The sequence below is a fragment of the Dielma fastidiosa genome, assembly GCF_003475485.1.
In the GTDB taxonomy this organism is placed as follows: domain Bacteria; phylum Bacillota_I; class Bacilli_A; order Erysipelotrichales; family Erysipelotrichaceae; genus Dielma; species Dielma fastidiosa.
The window spans coordinates 24,245-49,210 of the sequence record NZ_QRQL01000011.1 but is presented as its reverse complement, the minus strand read 5'-3'; the positions used below and the strand labels follow the sequence as shown (position 1 = coordinate 49,210).

The window sequence follows — 24,966 nt, the reverse complement described above, 5'->3', positions numbered from 1 at the left end:
TCCCTTTCTATTTGTGTACTTCCTGAGCAGCAGCTGTTACCTCATCCCAAGGAATGATTGACAGCGCACCGGCAGGACAGCCTTGTACACATGCACCGCAGGCAATACACTTGCTTGACTTGTGCGTTTCAGGATTCACGGTCGGCATATGCCATGGACATGCCTGAACACATGCACCGCAGCCAATACATTTTTCCTGATCTACAACACGGATACCGTTGTCATTGGCATAAATAGCCCCCTGCGGACAAGCATTTCCGCAAGCTGGGTCCTTACACTGACGGCAAGTATCAGGGAAATAAACCCAGTCTTTATTGCCGTAAAGACCATGTTCACCGTTCAATGTAATATTGCGCTGAACCTTAACACGAGAAATATACGTAGAAGCCACACCATCATTTACCAGCGTACAGTTGATTTCACAACGCTGACAGCCTACACACTTGGCAGCATTGACAACCAGCAGTCCCTGCGGCATAGCCCATGTAGCAACTTCACCGTTATCGATCTGTTGCTGAGTGCACCCGAACAAAGAAAGCAATGAAGCGGAAACAGTTAAACCCATTAACCCTTTTCCTGAAATCTTCATGAACTGTCTTCTTGTCATTTCGGTGTCGAGTGCTTTGGAGATTTTCTCCTCAATCTGTTCTGACATTTTTTCTGACATTTTTTCAACCCCGTTCATTTGTCAAAAGTCACTGTGCGATATTTTCACAATAAAAAAGCAGCAGTAACCGCTGTTTGTAAGAAGGCTTAACAAGTTTGTGAAAGTTTTCCCGTATAACCCCACATGCCCTAAAAAGCTCCCCTTAAAACTAATTGTATTATAACCCTTAATGCAATTCACTTCAATAATTTTTTCACATACTTCTCGCTGAATAATCTATTGAGAAAGTTTTCACAGATTGTTCAATTCACTTCCCTGCACCTTGCAATTTCTAATAGGATAAACTATAATTCATGTGTGTGGATATGAAAAACTATCCTTTAAAGGGGTGAAATTATGTTTGGAAGAATTGGTGCCGGAGAATTAATAATCATTTTGATCATCGTTCTGGTTATTTTTGGTCCCAGCAAATTGCCGCAGATTGGAAAATCAATGGGTGAAGCTATTAAAGAATTCAGAAAAGGAACCCAATCCGTAGAAAAGGAAATCAAGGATCTGACTGATCCAGCAAGTGACGAAAAATAGTTACAAGTAGAAAGGATGTACAGCCGTGAGTTCTAACTCGAAGCAGGGTACATTTGTCGAGCATCTTGATGAACTCCGTAAACGTCTGACTCTGGTAATCGTTATCAATTTGATTGCCATGTTTATCTGTTATCAGTACATCGATATTCTGATTCAATATCTGCTGAATCTGAATCCGGGCATGGAACTGATCTATGTCGGACCGTCAGAACTGTTCATGGTGTACATCAAAGTATCGCTGCTGTGTGCCATCGTCTTATGTTCACCGATTACCCTTTATCAGATATGGGCCTTTGTTTCTAAAGGGCTTTACAGCAATGAAAAAGTATATATGCTGATTTCGCTGACACTGGGACTCGCTTTTTTTATCATCGGTGTTATTTTCTGTTATTTTGTTGTCTTACCAATTACCTTAAGTTATTTTGTCAGAATATCCATCAGTGATATTGCCGCAATGATTTCCATTGAACAATTTATGTCTTTCTGCAATCAAATGCTGCTGTGCTTTGGAATCGTATTCGAAATGCCGATTCTTTCCTTTTTGTTAAGTAAGCTTGGTATCTTAAAACCAGCGTTCTTTAATGAAAAGCGTGGTTTCCTTTATGTTTTGATCTTCATTGTTGCCGCAATCATCACACCGCCGGATATTATGTCGCAGATGCTTTTAGGCATACCGATGTGCCTGCTGCTTGAAATAAGCATGTGGATCTGTCGGACGGTTGATAAATTTAATACTAAAAAAATGAATGCTGTCAAAGCGTTATAATCAAGTGCCGATGAAAAGCGGTGCTTTTTTTATATTTAAATAGACAATTAACTTCATAATTGAAATTAATTGTCTTATTGTTTCTTGTTCAATTTATCTTATGTGATATCGATACTTTTTATTTCATATCTTATAAAATGACGCTTTACTATGTAAAAATAATATTTTCACCCTTTATGTCTAATTAGAAAATAAAGACTTGTTATTTACTCACCTCATACCTACTTACAAAAAATACCAAATAATTGTAAGCATAGAGGAATCAACTGACATCATGTACAAATCCTTTTTAATTTCTGAGCTTACTAATCATATAAAATTTATAAATTAAATTGCAAAAAGTTAAACTATATAAAATTATGCTTTATTCTTCTATGAAACGAGGTATACCAGAAGAACTCTTTAAATTAAATCCCTTTACAATATAATTATCATAACCAAATTCAAATCTTTGCTCATATAAATTACCTAACAAATCTCTAAATCTTATTTTGAACTCTATAAAGTCTGAAATTCTTCCATTATCTTTTTTTGGAATTTCTTTTACTATACTGAATGATACGCGTTCTTTAGGTAAAGCATAATATTGATTAAGATACTCATAAATAAAATAACTATTTTCTTGTTCATATAATACTTTCAAGAAATCCGCTAGCCCTTCGCGAAAAGGATATAGCGTTATGTTTGATGCGGATTCTTTTCCAATATTAATTAACCCTATTACTAATTTCATATGTTCTGAATTATTATTAGTTAATTTTTCAATTTTAGTATTATCCAAAATCAAATGAAAATGCGGAATTAAATTAGAACGACTATTTAACCTCATAAATATTTCATCTGTATTTCTTTCTTGCTGACGTATTATTTCTTTTTGAATTTCAAAATCTTGCATTCTTCTTTTATATTCGTTATTCTGTTTATTATTTTTTTTATTCGTTATTATACTTATTATTAAAGATAAAGCTGCAATAATAATTGGTAACCAATCATGTAATAATTTTATAATATTTTTCTCCATAAACTATTTCCTCCTATATGTTTTTTTACATTAACAATGATGTACAATCTTATATCCCACTTTTTGAATAATAAAATAACCTTTGCCTGCTAAATTTTTATAACCCATATACGAATTCAACTCTACATTTGATTATTTTTTAAACTCTAATCTTCTATAAAAGGTTCATTATTTAATAATAAATTGTATTATTTTTATTACTTAGCACTTTTTCTCATAACTTAATCTATCTTTAGCGTTCATAAATTATTGTTACTATCATAAGCTTTAATTCTTTATTTATTTCATAATCTCGCTCATATATATCTGCTAATCTATGGCTAAAATCTTTTCTATTCATGGTACCTCCTAGAAATTTGAGATTAATGGTCAGTTTTTTTAAATTAAGCATAAGTAACAAAAAACAGATATTTTTTATATCATTATTTTCTATGCATAATGTTCATGTAAATTTTTTAGAAAAAAGCGGCATCCGCCGCTTAAGCATTTATTTACTGAATTTCACAAGCCCCATAATCAGCCAGCCGATACCAATACACGTAATTCCTATGGACATACCTTCTGAAACACCAAAGATGAATTGGGTGGCCTCTGAGGCAGCATCCTGCAGCTGGACAAGCGGCAGGCAGCGCCCCACCAATAGCAGCAGCAAGCCAATGCAGATATGTTTCATCGCTGACAGATCAGCATTGCTTCTCAACACCTCTTTTAAGCTCTGCTCGCTGACTTTTTTCAATTCTGTCTCTTCAATATCTTTTCCTGCCATCAACTCATTAACAGAGATATGCAAAATTTCACAAAGTGCCTCATAATGAGATAGATCAGGCAGACATTTGCCGTTTTCCCATTTAGATACAGCTTTATTTGTCACGCCTAAAAGCTGTGCCAGCGCTTCCTGCGTTAAGCCCTCCGCTTTTCGTTTAGCGGCTATATATTTTCCAATTTGCTGCAGTTCCATAAAGCACCTCCATGGAATTATTTTACCTTAGAAGTGTGAAAATAGCCATCCACTTATGGTAGACAATAGGTAGAATCCGTCTTTCAGCTATCAATACACCAAACTTTATCAGCCTAGGAAAAAGTATGGGTCTTACTATGCATAATATATACGTCAATCTGAAACGATGAGCCGGAAATGTCATGATTCTATTTTTTTAGATTTATACCCAAAAATATCTAAATAAAAAGCCTGCAGCTGCAGGCCTAATATGTGATTAACTGCGATAGTTGATTCTTTCAACTAATGAACCGTCATTAGCATAGATTTCAGCCATATCATTGACCTGATCCAGCCAGATAACCGCTTTGATTGCATCATCGCCAAAATTGTTGGCATCATAGTCAGATTTAGCAAATACATACATATTATATGTTCCTTCAAGATTTGCCAATACTGATTCAGTATACAGATAATCAGCTAAAGAACGAATCATTTCCGCATCAATGCTGTCACTGTCAAGTACATAATCATAAACTGTATCGTCTTCCTCAAAATAATAGATTTCCATCGGAACATTGAATGCAGCTTCTTCTGTACGTTCATACAGATCACCATCATATTCAAAATCAGCATCCGCGTCAAATGCCGGACAAACGATGGTTGCGAAATCACCGCTCATTGGAGGCAATGCCTTAACATTGATACTCTTTTCACATTCAGGGAAATCCACATGACCAGTGAAATAATAATCGGACAGATTCACTACCTGAATTCTATACTCATCATTAACCGGATCATCATAATAAACCTCGATGGTCGTATTCGGATCACTGAATACCTTCTGTGCTTCAGTCTTGGCAATTGGCTTTGACTGTAATACTTCTGACATTACTTTATCATGATTTGGATTTAGATAAACGATATCTACACTTTCAAACTTACTGCCAGAGGAACAAGCGCAGAGCAATGCTGCCATGCTTAATACACCTAATGCTTTAAATTTCATATTACCCTATCTCTCCTTGTATATATTGACAAATCTATTTTATCACAAAAAAATTGAAACGTGTCATAAATTACAATAAAAAGCTGACAAACGTCAGCTTTCGGAACTTAATTCTTGCCTAACAGGCGGAACATATTCTTTTTATATACTTCTACACCTGGCTGATCAAATGGATTTTCATCAATCAGATAAGTTGTCATTGCAATCGCTCTGAAGAAGAAATAAGCCATATAACCAAAGCTTTCAACACTCATATCAGGAATTGTGATTTCGATATTAGGAACATGACCTGTTTCAACATGTGCCTCCAAAGTACCCTGACAAGCCATCTTATTTACCCAATCCACAGATTTACCGGCAAGATAATTCATACCGTCTAAATTTTCTTCATCGGCTGGGAAAGTAAGATCCAGAGTTGGTTTTTCAACCTTAATCAATGTTTCAAACAATACTTTATTGCCATCTTGAATGAATTGACCCATAGAATGCAGATCCGTAGAGAAATTAACTGAGCAAGGCAGAATTCCCTTGCCGTTTTTACCTTCTGATTCACCAAACAGCTGTTTCCACCATTCAGCAACCATACTCATCTGAGTTTCATATGAAACAAGCATTTCCGCATTCTTGCCTTGATTTTGCAGCATACGGCGTGCAACAGCATAACGATAAGCTGGGTTCTTATCCAGATCAGCAGTATCCAGATCCTTATAAGCCTTGCGGCAGCCTTCAAGCAGCGCGTTGATATCAATGCCGGCAACCGCAATCGGCAATAGACCTACAGCCGTAATAACAGAGAAACGGCCGCCGATATCATCAGGAATCGCAAATTCTTCATAACCAGCCTTATCAGCTAATGATTTCAGTGTGCCGCGGTTGCGGTCAGTTGTCGCAAAGATACGTTTAGCAGCTTCTTCAACACCATACTTAGCTTCTAACGCCTGTTTAAACAGACGGAAAGCCAACGCTGTCTCCGTAGTTGTGCCAGACTTAGAAATAACATTCAGGCATACTTCCTTATCCTTGATATAATCTAAAACCTGAGCGATATACGTTGATGAGAAGGTATTGCCGATAAAGATAATTTCAGGTTTTTTCTGAGCATACAGCCCATTCACCATCTCAATGACCGCACGTGCCCCTAAATATGAACCGCCGATACCGCATACCAAGAATACATCACAGTTATTGCGGATTCGCTCAGCCGCGTCTAAAATACGGGCAAATTCCTCTTTATCATAGTCAAAAGGCCATTCTACCCAACCGGTATAGTCGTTCCCTTTGCCTTTTTTAGTCATCAGCAGCTCATGACAATGCGTTACGCTGTCTTGATAATCTGCGAAATTCTCATTTAAAAATGCGTTTTTAGTTTCTAACTTGATCATCATTTTTCCTCCCGCTTGATCTGATTTTCAATCCATTCATCCAAATGATCAGCCAATACCTGAAAGCCGATCACCATTTTCGGCACCTTTTGTACACGGTGTACTTTCTGCTTCTGACGAGCCATATTGCGGTTCACTGCCTTCAGCGACAGTTTACACTGATTTGTTGACGTATCAATATCAATGACTTTAACCCGGACTTTTTCGCCCACCGTCAGAAATTTCGTCACATCCTTAACATATCCCCTCGATATTTCTGAGATATGAATCAGGCCTTTATGATCTGAGTCCAGATAAACAAAAGCACCATAGGGCTGGATGCCGGTGATAACACCTTCTACAACCTGTCCAACTAAATAATGCATCTATCCACCTCATTTCCCAAACAATTATATCACAAAACAAACTTTCTGTACCTTTATTTAAGGGTAACTTGATCAAAAATTTCATCACTCATCGTATAGATCGTAAAGACATCATTTTCCAAAACCGCATAGGTAGCGGGATTGCCGCCTTTAGGCAGCGTAATGGAGCCCGGATTTAAAAGCATGATGCCATTATCCCTTTTAATGGTTGGGATATGAATATGACCGAACAGAAAGCAGTCACCCGCTTTTAATGCCGGCAGATGATCTGGTGAATAAACATGCCCGTGACTGGCAAAAATGCGATACCCGTCCATTAAAAGCACGTTATAATCAGCGGTTATAGGAAAAGCCAGCACCATCTGATCAACTTCACCGTCACAATTCCCTCTCACTGCGATGATTTTATCTTTATATGCATTCAGCAGCTGAGCAGTTAATTTGGGATCATAACCATCAGGCAGTTCATTGCGCGGGCCATGATAAAGCATATCACCCAGCAAAAGCAGCTGATCTGCCTGCAGTTCTTCAAAACGCTCCAGCAGATGCTGACACGTCTTAGCGCTGCCATGAATATCTGATGCAATTAATAATCTCATAATGAATCCTCCATTTTCTTTACCATTATATCAGACAGCCGCTTCACTGTCATTGAAAAGACCATTCAAAAAGATGTCTTTTCATCCTTAAGATGGTATAATTAAGGTAATGAAAAAGGAGGATATTTTCATGAAACATAAAATCGGACTATTGATAGAAGATATGATACTCTATGAAAGAGAAAGTCAGCGGCGGATCAACCACGCAATGAAAGTATACAGCTTTGCACTGGCGATTGCGGAAAATGAAAACGTCAATGCAGAAACGCTTCAAATCATTGAAGCAGCAGCCGTTCTTCACGATATCGGTGTTAAGGAAAGTATCAACAAATATAATAGTACAGCGGGTACCTTTCAAGAAATCGAAGGCCCGGCAATCGCCCGGAAAATCTTAAAGAACCGTGGCTATGAGGCTGATTTTATCGACCGTGTCTGCTACCTGATCGCTCATCATCATACATATGACCGCATCAATGACATCGACCTGCAAATTCTTGTCGAAGCGGATCTGCTTGTCAACATGTTTGAAAAAAGCTATTCCTATGAGACAATCGTCGATCATCGTGAACGTTATTTCAAGACCAAGACCGGATTAAAATATTTGGATAATCTGTTTTTAAGAAATTATTAATCAATCCCTGCACTCAATTGCAGGGATTTTATTTAAAAAGGCTAACAGTGATGAAACTGTTAACCCATGGTTTAATTTAATAAATCAATGACTTGAGAAAGGCTGTCAATCTCATAGTCCGGCTGATATTCACTCAGATTCTTTAGGTGATCAGGATTGTACCAGACCGTTGTCCAGCCGGCCATCACACCGCCCTTAATATCCGCACTCAAGGAATCACCAACAAATAAAATTCGTTTCGGATCATGAATTTCTAAGACCTCTTCAACACGCTTAAAGAATTTAGGGTCCGGTTTTTCGGCCTGCAGCTCCTCTGAGATAAATAAATGTTTAAAATAAGGTTCAATTCCCGATTTCGCAAACCGGCGGCGCTGTACATAACCAATACCGTTGCTGGCAATCGAGCATTCAATCTTTTGGGAAACCGTTTGAATCACCGCCATCGCGTCATCAAATAAGATGCCCATTTCAGCCAGATTATTTGTATATTCCATACTGATCTGTTCAGCATCCATCAGCTGATGAGTTGCGGCGGCATATGACGCAAAACGTTCAACCCTTAATTCAGCCTTCCCGATTTCTTTACGTTCCAGCCGTTTCCACATATCATCATTAATTTTAGAATAAAGCTCATAGCTGCCCAAAGAACAATCAAAGCCATGATTTTCCATAGTCAGCATAAAAGCCTGCTTTTCAGCCGCCTTAAAATCATAAAGCGTCGCATCAGCGTCAAATAATAATTTATCGTAATTCATAGAATCTCCTATTGATATTTCTGCATCAGACATTGTCTGACATAAGGGGTAACAAAATTGCTGAGTTCACCATGAAACATCGCAATCTCCTTAACCGTGGTAGAGGATACAAAAGAATACTCCGGCCGGCTCATTAAAAAGACTGTTTCTACCTTAGGATCAAGCATCATATTCGCAGTCGCAATCTGTAATTCATATTCATAATCGCTGGTTGCGCGGATACCGCGGATCATCACTTCAGCCCCTAAAGCCGAAGCTGTATGAACCGTCAGTCCCTGACCGATATGAACCTTTACATTGTTTAAATGCGTAGTTTCTCTTTCGATCATTTCCTTGCGTTCAAGCTCGGTAAACGTACATTTCTTAACTCCATTATACATAATCAGTACAATGACTTCATCATACATTGCGCTGGCTCTTTCAATAATATTCAAATGGCCGCGCGTCATGGGATCAAATGTTCCCGGATAAACTGCTTTTCGATTCATTTTATTGTTTCCCTTCGATAATAGCTTATTTTAGTTATGCCATAATATGCCATTTTTTCAAGCTGCATGTCACTGATCTGCTCTGCAAATTCATCTTCCTTACGGCTTTCAATAATGATTAAACCATCAGGTTTAATTAATGATAAAGCACATATCTGATTGATCAGCGCTTCATTCTGCTGTTTAGCATAAGGCGGATCAAGATAGATCAGATCAAATTGTTTATTAGCCTGCGCGCATGCCTTCAGCAGCGCCTCTGCCGACAGCTGAGTGATCTTCGTCTGTTCTTCAATTTTTAAATTCACAACATTGCGCTTAATCGTTTTAGCTGCCGCCGGACTCATATCATTCAGCCAAGCATGATCCATCCCGCGGGAGATAGCTTCAATTCCGATATTACCGCTGCCGCTGTAAACATCAAGCATTTCACCGCCCTGGAAATATGGCCCAATCCGTGAAAATACAGCTTCTTTCACTTTATCAGCCGTTGGCCGGGTATCCATTCCCTCCACCGCCTCTATTTTTCTTGAACGCAGTGTTCCTGCAACTACACGCATAAATACTCCCCTCCCAGCATAGATTATACTATCTCACTTTCCTTCTTATCCGTCAGCATGAATGCGCAGCAACTTAATTGCCATTGCGCATTTTTGCTATGACGGCCTGTGAAATACCCACCGCACAGCAGATTGAAAGCAGACTGCTTGAACCTGACGAAATAAAGAGCAGCGGAACACCCGTTAATGGCAGCAGACCGGTAACGCCGCCGACATTAAACAGGAAATGCACAAACATATAAATTGCCGTACCGACAAGCAAAATTTTATAGCCTTCGCTTTTAGCTTTAAATGCATAATAAAATAAACGATACATGATAATTACATAAAAGAATAAAATATACAGGAAACCGCCGATGCCTAATTCTTCAACGGTGATAGCCAGAATATAATCTGTTTTTGCTTCCGGCAGATACAGCATCTTCTGAATTGACTGACCCAAACCAAGACCTGTCCATTTACCTGTCGCGAAAGCATAGAGTGAATTGATCAGCTGATAACCATCCACAAATGGATCACTGAATGGATTGTCCGCGATGATAAAACGGCTCAGCTGATGTTCCTGCAGAAAAGGCAATTTAGATACAACCTTTAAGCCTGCTGGGGTCAGCAAAAACAAGGATGCGATACCGCCGATTAAAATCAGCACCATCAAGATATGCTGAAGCTTGCGCAGACTTTTGTGCGTCGGAATCAAGAAACAGACGCCGCAGATTACCGCCAGTACCATGATTGAACCGGCATCATTCTGCAAGCCGATAAAAAATACACCTAAGAGCATAAAAATTACCGGCACTTTAATAATTGTCCAGCAAGAATAATTTTCCTTACGCCGTGTTGTTTCCACGGTCACTGCCATTAAAACAATCATGAATACTTTAAAGAACTCTGAAGGCTGCAGCGTAACCTCACCGATCATCGGCAATGACAAACGCAGCCACGCTCTTGAACCGCCGCTGGGATCAAACATCAAACAAGCAAGCAGCATCCCAAGCAATAAAACACCAATTGTCTGTGACCACCACTTTGCTCTTGACATCGTAAAATTATTTGCCATAAAAACCATGGCAAGATAGCTTAAAATCACAAATCCCAACTGTTTGATAAAGGTTTTGATAACGACTGTATCATTATTATATGTTTCACCGACACTGGTTGATGTAATCATCAGCGTGCCTATTACGATTAAGGCGATAACACTGATATGAATGAAAAGATCATATTTTTTAGGCATCTTAAAGGTAAGACGCATTCTCATAAAATTCACGCAATCGCCTCCGTATCCATTTTACACAATTTAAGCCTATAAAGCAACCAAGCAAAAAGCATCATAAATCATAGGATAAGAAGCATAAAAACCATGATCAGGCTGAATAAATCCGATTATACAAGCGGTAATACTTGCGTCATTTTTAATTATAACGTAAAATAATATGGAAGAAAGCAGGGATAAAATGAGATTAGAAGCAAAAGACATTGTGAAGGATACAGATCCTTCAGTCAGACAAAAAAGTGAAAAAGTACAGTTGCCGCTGAGCGATGAAGATCGTGAACTGGCACTGGCGCTTGTTGAATATGTAAAACGGTCCCAGGACCCTGAAATCAGTGAAAAAGAAGGACTGCGGCCGGCTGTTGGTATTGCCGCTGTTCAAGTAGGTGTGCATAAACGAATCTTAGGTATCGTCATTCCCTATGAAGAAGATGAGGATGAGGTTTTCTGCCTTGTCAATCCGAGAATTGTTTCTCATTCCGTACAGGATTCTTATTTAAAAGGCGGTGAAGGCTGTCTTTCAGTAGAAGAAGTTCATGAAGGCTATGTACCGCGTCATGCCCGCATCAAGGTTCGTGCCTATGATGTTTTACAGGATCAGGAGATTGAATTAAGAGCCAGCGGCTACGCGGCAATCGTGCTTCAGCATGAAATGGATCATTTTGAAGGTGTTCTCTTCTATGATCGAATCAATCAGGAAAATCCTTGGCAGGAAATTGAAGACGCAGAAGTAATTGAATAGAATATTTAGGACTGCTTATGAAGTTAAGCGGTCTTTTTTTGGTTAATTGAGTTTTATTTTCATGAATCTATGTTATAATAATAAAAGCAAAGAGTGTCTTTTTGTTTTGAAAGGAGTTTAACTATAATGGATAAGAAGCAAATAAAGACACCTCGAAGAGTACCAGAAAAACAATCAACACCATATAATAAACTGGCCCCGAAAAAAAATGACACCTTAGTGTATGCGCTAGGTGGCTTGGGCGAAGTCGGCAAAAATATGTATTGTATTGAACACGAGGATGACATCGTGATTATCGATGCGGGTGTTCGTTTTCCTGAGGAAAATCTTCTGGGTGTAGATTATGTAATCCCTGATTATAATTATTTAGTCAGAAATAAGCAAAAGAAAAAAACGTTAATTATTACACACGGACATGAGGATCATATCGGCGGTATTCCGTTCTTGCTGAAATCGGTAGATATCGATTGTATTTATGCAAGCCGTTTTGCCGTATCATTGATCAACCGTAAACTTGAAGAAAGAAAAATGCTGAAGCAGGTAAAGATTCGTGAAATCAATGAGGACAGCTCAGTAGTGACGAAGCATTTCCGCTGCGGTTTCTTTAATACGACTCACTCAATTCCTGATTCATTGGGAGTTGTAATTAATACGCCAAATGGACGTATCGTAACCACCGGTGACTTTAAGTTTGACTTAACGCCGGTAGGTACTAACGCCGATTATCAGAAAATGGCTTATCTGGGAGCAAGTAATGTTACCCTGCTGATGAGTGATTCAACCAACTCTGGCGTTGAGGATTTCTCTATTTCAGAAAAGGTTGTTTCAAAGGCTATTTTAGAAATTACCCGTAAAACTCAGGGACGTTTGATTGTTGCTACATTTGCGAGCAACGTTCATCGTGTTCAGCAGATTCTTGAATCCGCTGTAGCCTGCGGACGTAAGGTCTGTATCTTTGGCCGTTCTATGGAGAATATTGTAACCATCGGACGCAAGCTTGGTACGATCAATATTTCAGAGAGCAGCTTTTTAAATCCGGAGCAATTAAATCGGATGCCGGCAGATAAGGTATGTATCGTATGTACCGGCAGTCAGGGTGAGCCATTGGCCGCCTTGAGCCGCATCGCGCAAGGAACTCATCGTTATATTAAGTTGATTCCCGGTGATACTGTTGTTTTCTCATCAAGTCCGATTCCCGGCAATGGTGCCAGTGTAAATCAGGTTGTTAATAAGCTCTTCAGAGCCGGTGCAAATGTACTGACAAATTCGATTTTAAATAACCTGCATACGACTGGGCATGCCTCACAGGAGGAGCAGAAGCTGATGCTTCAGCTGATTAAGCCAAAATTCTTCATGCCGGTGCATGGTGAATATAAAATGCTGAAACAGCACATGGATACAGCGATTGAAACTGGAATTCCTAAAGAAAATATCTTTACTTGTGCCAACGGTGATGTTTTACTGCTTAGAAATGAGCAGGTATATCAATCAAGCATTCGTATTCAGGCTGATGACATCTATGTTGACGGCAATGATATTTCAGGCGTATCAACAGCGGTATTGAAGGATCGTAAAATCTTAGCGGATAATGGATTGGTTTCAGTCATTGTCTGCATTGATTCAAGAGTGAATAAGATTATGTGCCGTCCTGTCATTGTATCAAGAGGTTTTGTCTTCATTAAGGATTCGCAGACTTTATTAAAAGAAGCGGAGAATGTTGTATATACGGCACTGCGTGAACGCATGGCAACTAAAACAACCTTTGGTGAAATTAAAAATACGATTCGCTCATCGTTAGAGCCATTCCTCTATAACAAGACGCACCGCAATCCAATTGTTATTCCGGTTATCCTGAATTCAAAGGAAGCGATGGCGCAAATGGCCCAGATGCGCACCGCTAAGGCTCAGCATCAGCCAATTAAAAAAGTTAAACATACAGAAAGTCAGCCGCAGAAATAGGCTGGCTTTTTTTAAGAAAAACGATGGCTTTCATTGACCATCGTTTTATTTTAATTAAGTATTTAATTAATCATTTTCTGGTGTATATATCGGACTCCAATAAATACCATATTCATCAATCCAGCAGCCATCAATCCAATGATTTCTGACCATTCTTCCCTCGCTGTCTAAATAATACCAACGGCCTTCCGAAGTTGGCTGCCAGCGATTCGTTACATAAGTATAATGTTCAAATAAATACCAATCATTCCAATGCGCCTGCCAATATTGATATCGGGCAGAATAATCTTCTAAGAAATAAAACCATACACCGTTAACTTCCAGCCATGACTGTACTAACTGCCCATCTTCACGGGCCGCATAAAGCTTGTATTCCTCGCCATATGCATCTTTAAATTCATTAAGCGGCATCGTATCGACAAAATTACCATTTTGATCTAATACCACCCATTCATTTTTAGCTATCGTGCGATCCTCTTTAATGTAATAAACGGCATCAGCTGTAGTTGGCTTTTGGATGAATTGATCAGGACTTAACGCCTGCACCAGCTGCTGATCCTTATCCAAGAGAATAAAACCATTATCAGCAGGTTTGCCATTAATATAATAGTAAGTTTTACCGCTGTTCTCTACAAAGCCCTCTTTTTTTGTTGATGGTGCATAACTGCCGCCGCCTGATGAAGGGGTACTGCTCTTTTCTTTCAATGTAAAAGTTACTTCTTTGATATCATCACGGCCTGTATTGCTCCAATTACTTCCATCATAGCGCTGTTCAGTAAAGGTAATTGAAAGCTTATGTGCGCCGGTTGATAAATTGGTAGTGTTAATCGTACCTGAATAAGCAGAATCTAAATTTATTTCTATTGTATCGATAAGACATTTTGAAGGCAGCCAGCGTTTATTATTCAAAGACGGTGTGTTATTTTCCATACCATTGCCCAAGGCTATAAAAGCTAAAGTATCTCCTTTGAAATATTCTTTTCCCTCAGTTATGCCGCTGATTGAATTTACTGGAATTTCTGCTTCAACAAGCTTCCATGTATGTGTATTCCCTGATACTTCTTTCTCTAAATTAAAATTACTGCCAGTATATATGAATTCTGCGCTGCCGCCGTTTGCGACGGTAACATATACTTGATCTTTGGCAGGACTACCTTGAATTTCCAATTGAGTTGTACCAGCAGCAGTACCGCCGATGCTTAATGATTTACCGGCTTCTAATTTTATAGTGCCATTGCCAGTATAATTTTGGCTAACACTTGCACTGCCACCAAATATGTATGTAATATTACCATTAACATCGGCTTGTCCACTAGCAGAATCAATTTCAAAATAGCCACCTGCAAAGAATGATTTCATAAACATTACATTATTGCCAAATGATGCTATTAAATCACCTTCAACATTGGCAATCGCATTTGAATTTCCATTGTTTGAATTATAGGCATAACCGCCACCAATGTAATTTCTGTTTTCATATGTTACAATCTTGCAGTTATTCCCAAGTATAATATTAACTGCACCACTTACACTCGCATTTCCCTGTATTATGACTGCGCCACCGCCAATAAATCCGCTTGCAAGAGCAACATTGTCTTCAATTGTAATTTTTACATCACCTAATACTTTTGCTGTTGCTGGGCATTCATTATTAAATCTCTGTTCGCTGCCGTCAACAAGACCACCTCCTGCAATACTTACACCAGGTTTTGTATTACCATAAACCATTGTTGCGCCCTTTTTAATAGTTATTTCTGTACTCCCTACATTAGCCTGACTTGGTTTGAATGTCTCATTTGAAATGACTGGATCATAATTTCCAACTGCATGTCCGCCTCCAAAAACACCATTTGCATTTTCATAATCATATTGTCCGTTAATTTTTTGTATTGTTATATGTGTCGTTCCAATTACATCAGCAGTGCCACTTTTTACTGCATAGCCACCGCCAAAAACACCACTATCTGATTCCCAAACAGGTCTTGCAGTAGTAATTTTTGTATTCCCTGTAACAGTTGCATCTGAACCCAATCCGGATGCATACCCACCACCATAGAGACAACGGAAAGTCTGGTGGTCATCTTGATAATCAAGGTTAATTGAATCCTTCACTGCTATTATTTCAATGCTTCCTGTTACCATAGCTTGTGCATTTACGCTTCTTGATTTTGAGCTTTGATCTGCAACACTTTCAGCATAGCCACCACCATAGACACCATAATTATAAAAATCCCAGTCATCGTAGCTATATCCCTGTGCATTGTCTTCAAAATTGAGTTTTATAACGCCACTTACATTTGCTTTTAACTCAGCTTGAAATTCATATAAGGGCTCGCACTCAGCATAACCACCACCAATAATTGCAAAATCTTCATTACTGATAACACCATTTATCGTAATTGTTACACCCTTATCTACATTAGCATTTAATACATGCTTGCCCATAACATTTTGGGCATTAGCCTGATAAGCTACACCACCACCGCGAACATACTTTACATACTGACTGGCATTTGTAATATCAATCGTTGCTGAACCAGATACATTCGCGTTCAAAGTTAATGCTGTTTTATCATTTTCACCGGCTTCTGCATATCCACCGCCAGCAACAATACCATAAACTTCCCCACCGATAGTTGCCTTCGTATTACCATCTACATTACTGTTAAATCCACCGCCAAAAATATTACCTTGTTTAAGAACACCATTAAATTCAATATTAGTATTACCTGTTACATTTTCCTTGTAACCGCCGCCATAAATCGACGCATTATTATATTTCCATTCATTAACTGGTGAACCAAAAACTATATCCTTACTAATAATCAATGAACAGCCATTCGCATACAATGAATTCATTTCCTCCGAACTAAATTCATTTTTTTCATTAATATTAAACGCTCTTTGTGTGCCGCTGCTATTAGATTGTATTGTCAAACTGGTAAACCTTTCAGGAATGATTAATGGTGTAGCAGTTTTAGTCTCATTAATATCACTTGTCAGTGAAACAACCACATCTCCTTGGATAGAGGGTTCATCAAACAGCGCACTAAAATTAGCATAAGTTCCTCCTGTCCCTAAAGTGATCACATTACTATATGTATTATTAATTGTGTTTGTCAAATTCTCTTCGATCCCCTGTGTTATCTGCACTTCAATAAATGGGGACATATCATTCTCAAATGCCAACTCATATTCACTCGTATCCCACACAGGTGTAAAAATGTATGTATCATACGTTGAGTTTGCATAGTCTTCGGCAGTCTGCCAGCTTACAGCAAGTGTTTCAGGTTCTGTTTTTCCTGCTAGGTTTACTGTGAGTGTCTGTGGAAATGCAATTTCAGCTTCTGCGATTTTTTCTTTTAATCTAATAATCTGATAAGGCTGACCTGCATCTGCTTCATAACCTACAAAACTAATTATTTCTTTTACTGCCGTAGACTCTTCAAATCCTTTTTCTGCGCTGACAATGCATGTTGAACCTACAAGTGCCGCGCATAAAAATGAAGAACATATAATTCTCCTAATTCTTTTCATTTTTTGAACTCTCCTTATTATGTTTTAGAATTAAATGCTCCCAAGTCTGTACCTATTGTAACATAGAAAATTATTCATTACTATATAGGTTTTAAATTTGATTTAAGTAAAATATATGAAGATATTGTTAATTTATGGAATCATGATTCGTTTACTTTATGAAGCGAAGGAAAGATAAAGCATTCATTGCATTATATTTTTACTTATTATATAATTTATCTGCGGTAACTTTAAAGGAGTTGGTTTTGTCCGGCGCATTTGATGTTGCATAATCAGTAACATAAGTGAAACGTGGAAAAAATAATTTAATCAAAATTGCATAGAACTAAAATATCTGTCACTTATACAGATGTTATTGTTATGCTTAACTGATTATTTTAGATTTCCATGTTAATATATTTTATTTTAACTGTGGAAATCCCACAGTTTTTTTTAATTTAAGCAGTTACCGTCATTTATAATGAAAGGACAAAACACATGAAAAAAATATTTGAAGTATTAGAAAATAAACCTAGATTATTTGAAGCAAGTCCACAAAATATTTGGAACACCCCCTATATATCTAAAAATATGCTTAATGCTCATTTAGATGAAAACCTAGATTCAGCAACACGAAAATTAAGTTTTGTAGAAAAATCAGTTAATTGGATTTGTGAAATTACTCCGCCTAATAAATATCCTGCCCTGTTAGACTTAGGCTGCGGGCCGGGTATCTATGCAGAACTGTTTTGTAAAAAAGGATATAACGTAACCGGTATTGATTTATCTAAGCTTTCAATCACATATGCTAGAAACTCTGCTCGTATGAAACACCTTAAAATCAATTATATTCAAGGCGATTACACTAAGCTTAACATAAATAATAAATATCACCTAATCACTATGATATTTTGCGATTTTGGAGTTTTATCCAATGAAGCAAGAACGAAGCTTACCGTTGATGTGTATAATTCACTTCTTCCTGGCGGAATCTTTTTATTTGATGTTTTTACTCCATTAAAATATGCCAAAGAAAAAGAAAGAAAAGATTGGGAAATATGTGAGGATGGATTCTGGCATCAAGATTTATATTTATTATTACATGCTTTTTATCGTTATGAAGAAGATAATACATTTTTAAATCAATATATAGTTGCTACCAAGAATGAATTTTCCTATTATAATGTCTGGGAACATACTTTTACACTGAATGAATTAAATGATAATCTAAAAAGTATTGGGTTTAGAAACATTCATTTTTTCAGCAGTGTGGCTGGAGATAGTTATAATGATAATTGTGATACAATTTGTGTATTAGCAAAAAAATAAAACTAAAAAAACCTCGTCTTAATTCTAAAACGAAGTTTCATTGAACCTTTAATCACAGCTTAAACAGACGCTGCTATAAGTCTTCAAGTTTTAAATATTCTGATTTTACCCAACCGAGCTTAATCGTAATTTCATGAATGATCAGCGTCAGAATCGCCGGCAGGATGAAATGCATCAGCACGACTTGAATCAACAAAGTTGCACCGCCATCAGGCACTGCCGCAAAGGCTGAAAATTGGCCGACTAACCCACTGGTACCCATTCCTGCGCCCACCGCTGTATTACTCATTTTCAAAACCGCTGTAGATATCGGGCCAAGAATAGCTGATGCCAAGGTTGGCGCAATCCAAATTTGCGGATGACGAATTATATTGGCAAATTGAAGCATACTGGTTCCGATGCCTACGGAAATAAATCCGCCGAAGCCGTTTTCCTTATAGCTCATCACTGCGAAGCCAATCATTTGCGCGCTGCAGCCAACCACAGCCGCCCCGGCCGCCAAGCCATCAAGGCCTAACATAATACATAAAGCAGCGGAGGATATCGGTGCTGTCAAAACCATCCCAACCACGACCGCAATCAATATTCCCATTGGAATCGGTGACATCAGCGTTGCATTATTAATAATCGTTCCTAATGAAGCCATTAATGCCGATACCGCTGGGCCAATCAGCTGACCAGCCAGACAACCGGATACAATGCTGACAATCGGTGTAACAATAATATCGACGCTGGTTTTGCCCGCCGCAAGCATACCGATCTCACTGCCGATGACCGCCGCTACATATGCCCCTACCGGTCCGCCTGCCGTATAACCAAAAGCACCGGCTATACACATTGAAAATAAAACCAGCGGCTTTACTTTCAGCCCATAGGCAATAGCGACACCAATCGCTGAACCGATGACTGGTGAAGAAGCATTCGCAACATCCGCGAACGGCTGCAGAAAGCTTAAGAAGTTAATTTTCGCAAGCTGTGACAAGATCAAGCCAATTATCAATGAACTAAATAAACCAAGCGCCATTGAAGACATTGCCTGAATCAGATATCGATCAATATATTTCCTCATTTGTTTCATATAGATCCCCTTTTCAAAAAAAGTCACATCAATGTGTCTTGACACATGACATGACTAATATTATACACTTCCAAAAATGAAAGTCAATGTTCTTTTCTTACTAAATATCCCTGTTCAGCAAGTGCCGCTTCAATTCTTTCAAAGCATGCCGCATCCTCAGCTTCAACAGTATGAAGATGAATTCCGCCTGTCAGCTGTGACAGAATACTTGCATTCGCTTCCCTTACCTTCTGCATGAATTGATCAACATCATAACGTGAAGCAAGTCTCAGCGAACCTATTATCTGCCCATAAATCGGATGTTCCACAATCACATCTACCACATAACCGCCATTATCAACGATGCAGTACAGCTCCTCTGCCATATCATCAATCTCATGCACACAGGCAAAACAGCGGCGGGGCCTTTCAGCGATAACTTCCATTCGATAACCTCTAGGTGTCGCTTCAATCTTGATTCCCTCAGCTCGAAGCAGTGCAATATCACCAACAATGATCTGACGGCTGACATCAAGCTGACTGGCAAGAGAAGACGCACTGACAGCCTGACGGCTTTGTTTCAGGCATTCAATTATTTTCTGACGGCGTTCATTCGCATTCATAAAATTACCTCTTTTCGCATCTTCTAGTGTAGCATACTCACACCTTGATTTACAACTTTTAATATCCATGCGGTTATGTTAAAATAGACAGGAATGAGGATGATCAACTTGAAAAAAATTATAAAAATTTTATCTGTTATGCTGATAGCGGCTTGTATCTTTGCCGGAATGATCTTCTACGGTACATTTGTTTCCGTGAAGCGTGTGAATATCGTCAATCAGACAGTAATTTCCAATAAAATACCTGATGAATGCAACAATCTTAAAATCGCGCTGATTTCAGACATTCATTATAATTCCTTCATGGATAAAGAACGGCTGAGTGCCATGATTGAAAAAATCAATCAAGCCAGTCCTGACATCATTTTATTTGCCGGTGATCTATTCGATAAACCCGATCAGGTACCCGTAAATGATTCCGTTCGTGAAGAATTGATTCAGCTGCTTAAAACGCTGGAAGCGCCTTATGGTAAATTTGCGGTGCTTGGTGAAAGCGACCATGCTTCAAGGCAATTAGAGGAAGGTATGCAGAATATCTTCTATTATGCGGATTTTGAATTATTAAACAATGCCAGTGTGCTGTTACATAAAGATTCCACACATTCAATCAACCTGATTGGCATTGATTCACAGATCGGCGGCAAACCCGACATCAATAAGGCGATGGAAAACATTGATACAAATAACTTTACGATTGTACTGACCCACGCGCCCGACCTTGCGGGCAGTCTGCCGTTAAACAACATTGATCTGGTGGTTGCCGGACACTCTCACGGCGGTCAGATTGCTTTGCCGATGTTTGGGCCGCTGTTCCGCAAGGATGGCGCCAGAAAATATACGCATGGCACTACAACCGTGAATAATACAGTCATCATTGTCGGCAATGGTTTGGGGACAACTGATTTTGATATTCGTTTATTTGCCCCGCCGCAGTGTATCATGATCAGACTGACAAATAAATAAAGCAAAAGCGAGAACCTTCATCACATGATGATAAAGCATTCTCGCTTTTATTTTAAGCTACAATATTAACAACTTTGCCCTTGATTACAATAATTTTTCTGACTTCCTTACCCTCAATCTGAGCAAGCACCGGTTTTAATTTCAATGCTTCCTCTTTGATGTACGCTTCATCAGCATCAGCCGGGCAGCTGAATTTACCACGCATTTTACCATTAACCTGAACGACGATTTCAATCACATCTTCAATCAGCTTGCTTTCATCATAGACTGGCCAAGCCACATAAGCAATGGTTCCTTCATGTCCTAAATACTGCCATAATTCTTCACCAAGATGCGGTGCAAAGCAGGCAAGCATTTTCACAAAGCCTTCAGCATATTCACGGTAAATCGTTTCTGCTTTATAACATTCATTGATAAAGATCATCATCTGAGAGATAGCTGTATTCAGATTCAATGTTTCAATATCATTCGTTACCTTCTTAACGGTCGCATGATAGACCTTATCGAGACTGCCGTCATTCGTATCCACAATCTTATTTGATTCAGTATAAAGACGATAAACACGATCCAGCCATTTACGCGCACCGTCAAGTCCCTTTGTACTCCAAGGCAGCGCCGCTTCCAAAGGTCCCATAAACATTTCATAAACACGCAATGAATCGGCACCCAATGCTTCGACAATTTCATCAGGATTGATAACATTCCCTCTTGATTTAGACATTTTCTCATTGTTTTCACCAAGAATCATGCCCTGATGGAACAGTTTTTGGAATGGTTCCTTAGTAGGCACTACACCGCAGTCATAAAGCACCTTGTGCCAGAAACGGGCATAAAGCAGATGCAGAACCGCATGCTCAGCACCGCCGACATACAAATCTACCGGCAGCCAATGCTCCAGCAGCTTCGGATCAGCCAAAGCATCATTATTCTTTGGATCGATATAACGCAGATAGTACCAGCAGCTGCCAGCCCACTGCGGCATCGTATTTGTTTCACGTTTGCCTTTTACACCGTCAATTTCCACATTCAGCCAATCTTCACAGTGACTTAATGGTGACTCACCGCTTTCATTTGGTTTAAAGTTTGTCGTTTCCGGCAGTTCCAGCGGCAGCTCACTGATATCAACCGTGCGCTTAGTGCCGTCTTCCATTAATACGATAGGAATTGGTTCCCCCCAATAACGCTGACGTGAAAACAGCCAGTCACGTAATTTATAGGTTGTTTTGGCATTACCGCAATGATGCTCCTCAAGCCATTTCAGCATTGTATTAATCGCATCTTCCTTATTCATGCCATTTAAGAATTCAGAATTGATATGCAGACCGTCTTCTGTCCATGCCGCTTCCTCAATATTGCCGCCCTCAAGCACCGGAATGATATCCAAGCCAAATTTCTTGGCAAATTCATAGTCACGCGTATCATGAGCCGGAACCGCCATGATAGCTCCTGTTCCATAGCTTGCCAATACATAATCCGAAATCCAGATTGGCACTTCCTTGCCATTAACCGGATTGATCGCATAAGCACCGGTAAATACACCGGTTTTTTCTTTATTTAACTCTGTACGCTCTAAATCTGATTTCGTGGCGCAGGCTTTTTTATAAGCGTCAATTTCCGCTTTTTGCTTGGCACTGGTAATTTCATCGACATAAGGATGCTCCGGTGAAAGCACACAGTAAGTAGCTCCAAATAAAGTATCACAGCGAGTTGTAAAGACAGTAAATTCTTTATCAGTATCTTTGATTTTAAAGATTACATTCGCACCGGTTGATTTACCGATCCAATTGATCTGCATCTCCTTGGTTGACTGCGGCCAATCACAAAGATCCAAATCCTCAAGCAGACGTTCTGCATATTCCGTAATCTTCAATACCCATTGACGCATCGGCCGGCGATATACCGGGAAGCCGCCGCGTTCACTCTTACCATCGATTACCTCTTCATTAGCCAGCACCGTTCCTAATTCTGGGCACCAGTTAACAGGAATTTCATCAACATAGGCTAAGCCTTTTTCATATAGCTTAGTAAAAATCCACTGTGTCCATTTGTAGTAATCAGGATCCGTCGTTGAAATTTCACGATCCCAGTCATAAGAAAAACCGAGGCTTTGAATCTGTTCACGGAAATGATCAATATTCTTCTTCGTGAAAGCCGCCGGATGATGACCGGTATTGATGGCAAACTGTTCAGCCGGCAGACCAAAAGCATCCCATCCCATTGGGTGCAGAACATTGTAACCCTGCATCCGTTTCATACGGGCAATGATATCGGTAGCTGTATAGCCCTCCGGATGTCCGACATGCAGACCATTGCCGCTTGGATATGGAAACATATCCAGCACATAGTATTTCGGCTTGCTGAAATCATATGTATCACAGGCAAAAGTCTTATTTTCAAGCCAATACTTCTGCCACTTCTTTTCAATTTCCTTGTGGTTAAATCCCATTTTATTTTCCTTCCTTTCCAATAAAAAAACGTCCTGTTCTAAGGACGTTAAATTACGCGGTACCACCTTAGTTCATGCCTAAAGGCATGCCCTCATTTATCCGATAACGCCGGATCAGCCAAGGCTCCTTAGCGAGTTCACAGATTTCGCATACTGATTCACACCTGCCATCAGCTCTCTTTAATGCTGTCTTCCATTACTACTCTAATTCATCGCCATTCCTTAACTATAATAGCAGTTTTAAGCCTTTAAGTCAACGGATTAAGGACAATTTAAGGATAATCATCCATGTTTGATAATCATGCTTAAAGCAGCCCGTTGACCATCAGAATTAAGCCAAGCGATAAGCCTGCCATCAGCAGAAAAACAGCTTTATGCCACTGATAGACCCGCTTGCCGCCATAGGATTCAAAGGGATATACCGCTATTATCCGATATAGCAGGAAAACACTTCCTAAAGATGCGGTCAGCTTAAAAATTGAAGCTTGGTTTGCCATCAGAAAAGCCAGCAGGGTAATAGCCAGATAGAAACACCATTCACACAGCGCTGTGATGCCCATAGCTTTTCTGAAAGCCGGTGTATTTTCATATTGTTTTGGGTACCAGCTGCCTATCATCGGATATAAACCGCCGACAAAATTAATGAAAGCAACAAGCACTGCGCCGCCGCTGTTGAGACGGAAATACCATTCTCTTTTTGTCAGACAGCTGCCCAGCCAGCCAAACAGCACACCGCCGGCCAGTAAAAGCAGATAGATGCATAAGAACAGATTAAAGGGCTGATGATTGAAATAAGCAGCCAGCATTAAAACCGCATTAAGACCTAAATAAGCGATAATCTGCGGCAGAGAATGTACCTTCTTTGCATCAAGCGGGGCTGTTTTCACATTCAGATATAATTCCATGCCGTTGCAGGCAAATAAGGGAGTGACAAAATATTGCTTAAGCATTCCATCCATGCCTAAATGATGTGCTGCCTTCTTTAAGCTTACCCTTTTATAACCGCTGTCCAGAAAAGACTGCCATGAGCCGACATTATCATCCTTTACAATACCGCTGAGCACTTGACAGCCCTGCTGTAAGAGATAATCGCTGGCGGCGGCTACAAGCTGCCGGCCAATGCCCTGTCCCTGATAGGCCGGATCAACAAAAACAGTATCAAGATAGCCAAGACTGCCGTTTTGAATCGAAATCTGTTTCACAAAAACACCGCCGACGATCTGATTATCAATCAATGCCACGATTCCCGTTTTGGGCTTGCTGATAAATAAACACTCAATACCGGCAAACGCTTTTCTTGCTAACTTTAAAGCTGGCTTTACTTCATCGCCTGCCATCATTCTGATTGTAATCAAAATT

At 39.3% G+C, this 24,966-nt stretch carries 23 protein-coding genes and 1 other annotated feature; of the genes, 7 read left to right on the top strand and 16 right to left on the bottom strand.

Translation table 11 applies throughout. From position 1 onward, the window contains the following. Nucleotides 1–7: 7 nt before the first annotated feature. On the bottom strand, nt 8–667 hold the full coding sequence (locus DWZ33_RS16300; RefSeq protein ID WP_022939547.1) for a ferredoxin-like protein: 660 nt from the start codon (nt 665–667) through the stop codon (nt 8–10). A 336-nt stretch (nt 668–1,003) separates the two neighbouring features. Here DWZ33_RS16300 and tatA point away from each other — a divergent pair, with 336 nt between their 5' ends. Then, nucleotides 1,004–1,192: a twin-arginine translocase TatA/TatE family subunit gene (tatA, locus tag DWZ33_RS16295; RefSeq protein ID WP_022939546.1), complete on the top strand. Its 189-nt coding sequence runs from the start codon at nt 1,004–1,006 to the stop codon at nt 1,190–1,192. A 25-nt stretch (nt 1,193–1,217) separates the two neighbouring features. After that, complete coding sequence (tatC, locus tag DWZ33_RS16290; RefSeq protein ID WP_022939545.1) at nt 1,218–1,958, top strand: twin-arginine translocase subunit TatC; 741 nt, start codon at nt 1,218–1,220, stop codon at nt 1,956–1,958. A 364-nt stretch (nt 1,959–2,322) separates the two neighbouring features. On the opposite strand, the gene DWZ33_RS16285 is transcribed toward tatC, so the two are convergent. The 6 genes from DWZ33_RS16285 to yfcE form a co-directional block, all read right to left on the bottom strand. Further along, a complete protein-coding gene (locus tag DWZ33_RS16285) occupies nt 2,323–2,979 on the bottom strand; it encodes a hypothetical protein (protein WP_118455940.1) in 657 nt (218 codons plus the stop codon). Between the two features lie 487 nt (nt 2,980–3,466). After that, on the bottom strand, nt 3,467–3,937 hold the full coding sequence (locus tag DWZ33_RS16280) for a helix-turn-helix domain-containing protein (protein ID WP_118455938.1): 471 nt from the start codon (nt 3,935–3,937) through the stop codon (nt 3,467–3,469). Nucleotides 3,938–4,193: 256 nt separating this feature from the next. Further along, a complete protein-coding gene (locus tag DWZ33_RS16275; protein ID WP_118455937.1) occupies nt 4,194–4,925 on the bottom strand; it encodes a hypothetical protein in 732 nt (243 codons plus the stop codon). A 107-nt stretch (nt 4,926–5,032) separates the two neighbouring features. After that, nucleotides 5,033–6,307 (bottom strand): glucose-6-phosphate isomerase, encoded by a 1,275-nt coding sequence (locus DWZ33_RS16270; protein ID WP_118455935.1) that lies wholly within the window; start codon nt 6,305–6,307, stop codon nt 5,033–5,035. Continuing rightward, nucleotides 6,307–6,672 (bottom strand): CvfD/Ygs/GSP13 family RNA-binding post-transcriptional regulator, encoded by a 366-nt coding sequence (locus DWZ33_RS16265; RefSeq protein ID WP_022939541.1) that lies wholly within the window; start codon nt 6,670–6,672, stop codon nt 6,307–6,309. The genes DWZ33_RS16270 and DWZ33_RS16265 overlap by 1 nt, the downstream gene beginning before the upstream one ends. A gap of 53 nt (nt 6,673–6,725) precedes the next feature. Then, nucleotides 6,726–7,271, bottom strand: a complete 546-nt coding sequence (yfcE, locus tag DWZ33_RS16260; protein WP_022939540.1) for a phosphodiesterase — start codon at nt 7,269–7,271, stop codon at nt 6,726–6,728. A 130-nt stretch (nt 7,272–7,401) separates the two neighbouring features. On the opposite strand from yfcE, the gene DWZ33_RS16255 reads away from it, so the two are divergent. Then, the gene (locus tag DWZ33_RS16255; protein ID WP_118455933.1) at nt 7,402–7,902 is read left to right on the top strand and encodes an HD domain-containing protein; all 501 of its coding nucleotides are present in this window, start codon (nt 7,402–7,404) and stop codon (nt 7,900–7,902) included. Nucleotides 7,903–7,973: 71 nt separating this feature from the next. Here the strand turns inward: DWZ33_RS16255 and DWZ33_RS16250 are convergent, their stop codons facing one another. From DWZ33_RS16250 to DWZ33_RS16235, 4 genes are all read right to left on the bottom strand, one after another. Next, nucleotides 7,974–8,657: a YjjG family noncanonical pyrimidine nucleotidase gene (locus DWZ33_RS16250; protein ID WP_022939538.1), complete on the bottom strand. Its 684-nt coding sequence runs from the start codon at nt 8,655–8,657 to the stop codon at nt 7,974–7,976. Between the two features lie 8 nt (nt 8,658–8,665). Next, entirely contained in the window at nt 8,666–9,145 is a 480-nt protein-coding gene (gene coaD, locus DWZ33_RS16245; RefSeq protein WP_022939537.1) for a pantetheine-phosphate adenylyltransferase, read from the bottom strand. Beyond that, entirely contained in the window at nt 9,142–9,702 is a 561-nt protein-coding gene (rsmD, locus tag DWZ33_RS16240; protein WP_118455929.1) for a 16S rRNA (guanine(966)-N(2))-methyltransferase RsmD, read from the bottom strand. The genes coaD and rsmD overlap by 4 nt, the downstream gene beginning before the upstream one ends. Before the next feature lie 73 nt (nt 9,703–9,775). Continuing rightward, entirely contained in the window at nt 9,776–10,960 is a 1,185-nt protein-coding gene (locus tag DWZ33_RS16235) for an FtsW/RodA/SpoVE family cell cycle protein (protein ID WP_034457516.1), read from the bottom strand. A 196-nt stretch (nt 10,961–11,156) separates the two neighbouring features. Between DWZ33_RS16235 and def the strand changes: the two genes are divergently transcribed. Both def and rnjA read left to right on the top strand, forming a co-directional pair. Next, entirely contained in the window at nt 11,157–11,714 is a 558-nt protein-coding gene (gene def / locus DWZ33_RS16230; protein ID WP_022939534.1) for a peptide deformylase, read from the top strand. Nucleotides 11,715–11,840: 126 nt separating this feature from the next. Further along, the gene (gene rnjA / locus DWZ33_RS16225) at nt 11,841–13,673 is read left to right on the top strand and encodes a ribonuclease J1 (RefSeq protein WP_118455927.1); all 1,833 of its coding nucleotides are present in this window, start codon (nt 11,841–11,843) and stop codon (nt 13,671–13,673) included. A gap of 66 nt (nt 13,674–13,739) precedes the next feature. Here rnjA and DWZ33_RS16220 read toward each other — a convergent pair whose 3' ends face one another. Beyond that, nucleotides 13,740–17,210 (bottom strand): hypothetical protein, encoded by a 3,471-nt coding sequence (locus tag DWZ33_RS16220; protein WP_118455925.1) that lies wholly within the window; start codon nt 17,208–17,210, stop codon nt 13,740–13,742. Nucleotides 17,211–17,687: 477 nt separating this feature from the next. Between DWZ33_RS16220 and DWZ33_RS16215 the strand changes: the two genes are divergently transcribed. After that, nucleotides 17,688–18,518 carry a class I SAM-dependent methyltransferase gene (locus tag DWZ33_RS16215; protein ID WP_118455924.1) on the top strand — a complete coding sequence of 277 codons (831 nt, stop codon included), beginning with the start codon at nt 17,688–17,690 and terminating at the stop codon, nt 18,516–18,518. A gap of 73 nt (nt 18,519–18,591) precedes the next feature. On the opposite strand, the gene DWZ33_RS16210 is transcribed toward DWZ33_RS16215, so the two are convergent. Next, nucleotides 18,592–19,596 carry a PTS sugar transporter subunit IIC gene (locus DWZ33_RS16210; RefSeq protein WP_118455922.1) on the bottom strand — a complete coding sequence of 335 codons (1,005 nt, stop codon included), beginning with the start codon at nt 19,594–19,596 and terminating at the stop codon, nt 18,592–18,594. An 83-nt stretch (nt 19,597–19,679) separates the two neighbouring features. Then, complete coding sequence (locus DWZ33_RS16205) at nt 19,680–20,198, bottom strand: transcription repressor NadR (protein WP_118455920.1); 519 nt, start codon at nt 20,196–20,198, stop codon at nt 19,680–19,682. Between the two features lie 108 nt (nt 20,199–20,306). Here DWZ33_RS16205 and DWZ33_RS16200 point away from each other — a divergent pair, with 108 nt between their 5' ends. After that, complete coding sequence (locus tag DWZ33_RS16200; RefSeq protein WP_182425799.1) at nt 20,307–21,161, top strand: metallophosphoesterase; 855 nt, start codon at nt 20,307–20,309, stop codon at nt 21,159–21,161. A 52-nt stretch (nt 21,162–21,213) separates the two neighbouring features. Here the strand turns inward: DWZ33_RS16200 and leuS are convergent, their stop codons facing one another. Continuing rightward, nucleotides 21,214–23,607 carry a leucine--tRNA ligase gene (gene leuS, locus DWZ33_RS16195; protein WP_118455916.1) on the bottom strand — a complete coding sequence of 798 codons (2,394 nt, stop codon included), beginning with the start codon at nt 23,605–23,607 and terminating at the stop codon, nt 21,214–21,216. A 37-nt stretch (nt 23,608–23,644) separates the two neighbouring features. Continuing rightward, nucleotides 23,645–23,829, bottom strand: a binding site (T-box leader). 83 nt (nt 23,830–23,912) lie between these two features. Further along, nucleotides 23,913–24,962: a GNAT family N-acetyltransferase gene (locus DWZ33_RS16190; RefSeq protein WP_182425797.1), complete on the bottom strand. Its 1,050-nt coding sequence runs from the start codon at nt 24,960–24,962 to the stop codon at nt 23,913–23,915. Nucleotides 24,963–24,966: the final 4 nt, after the last annotated feature.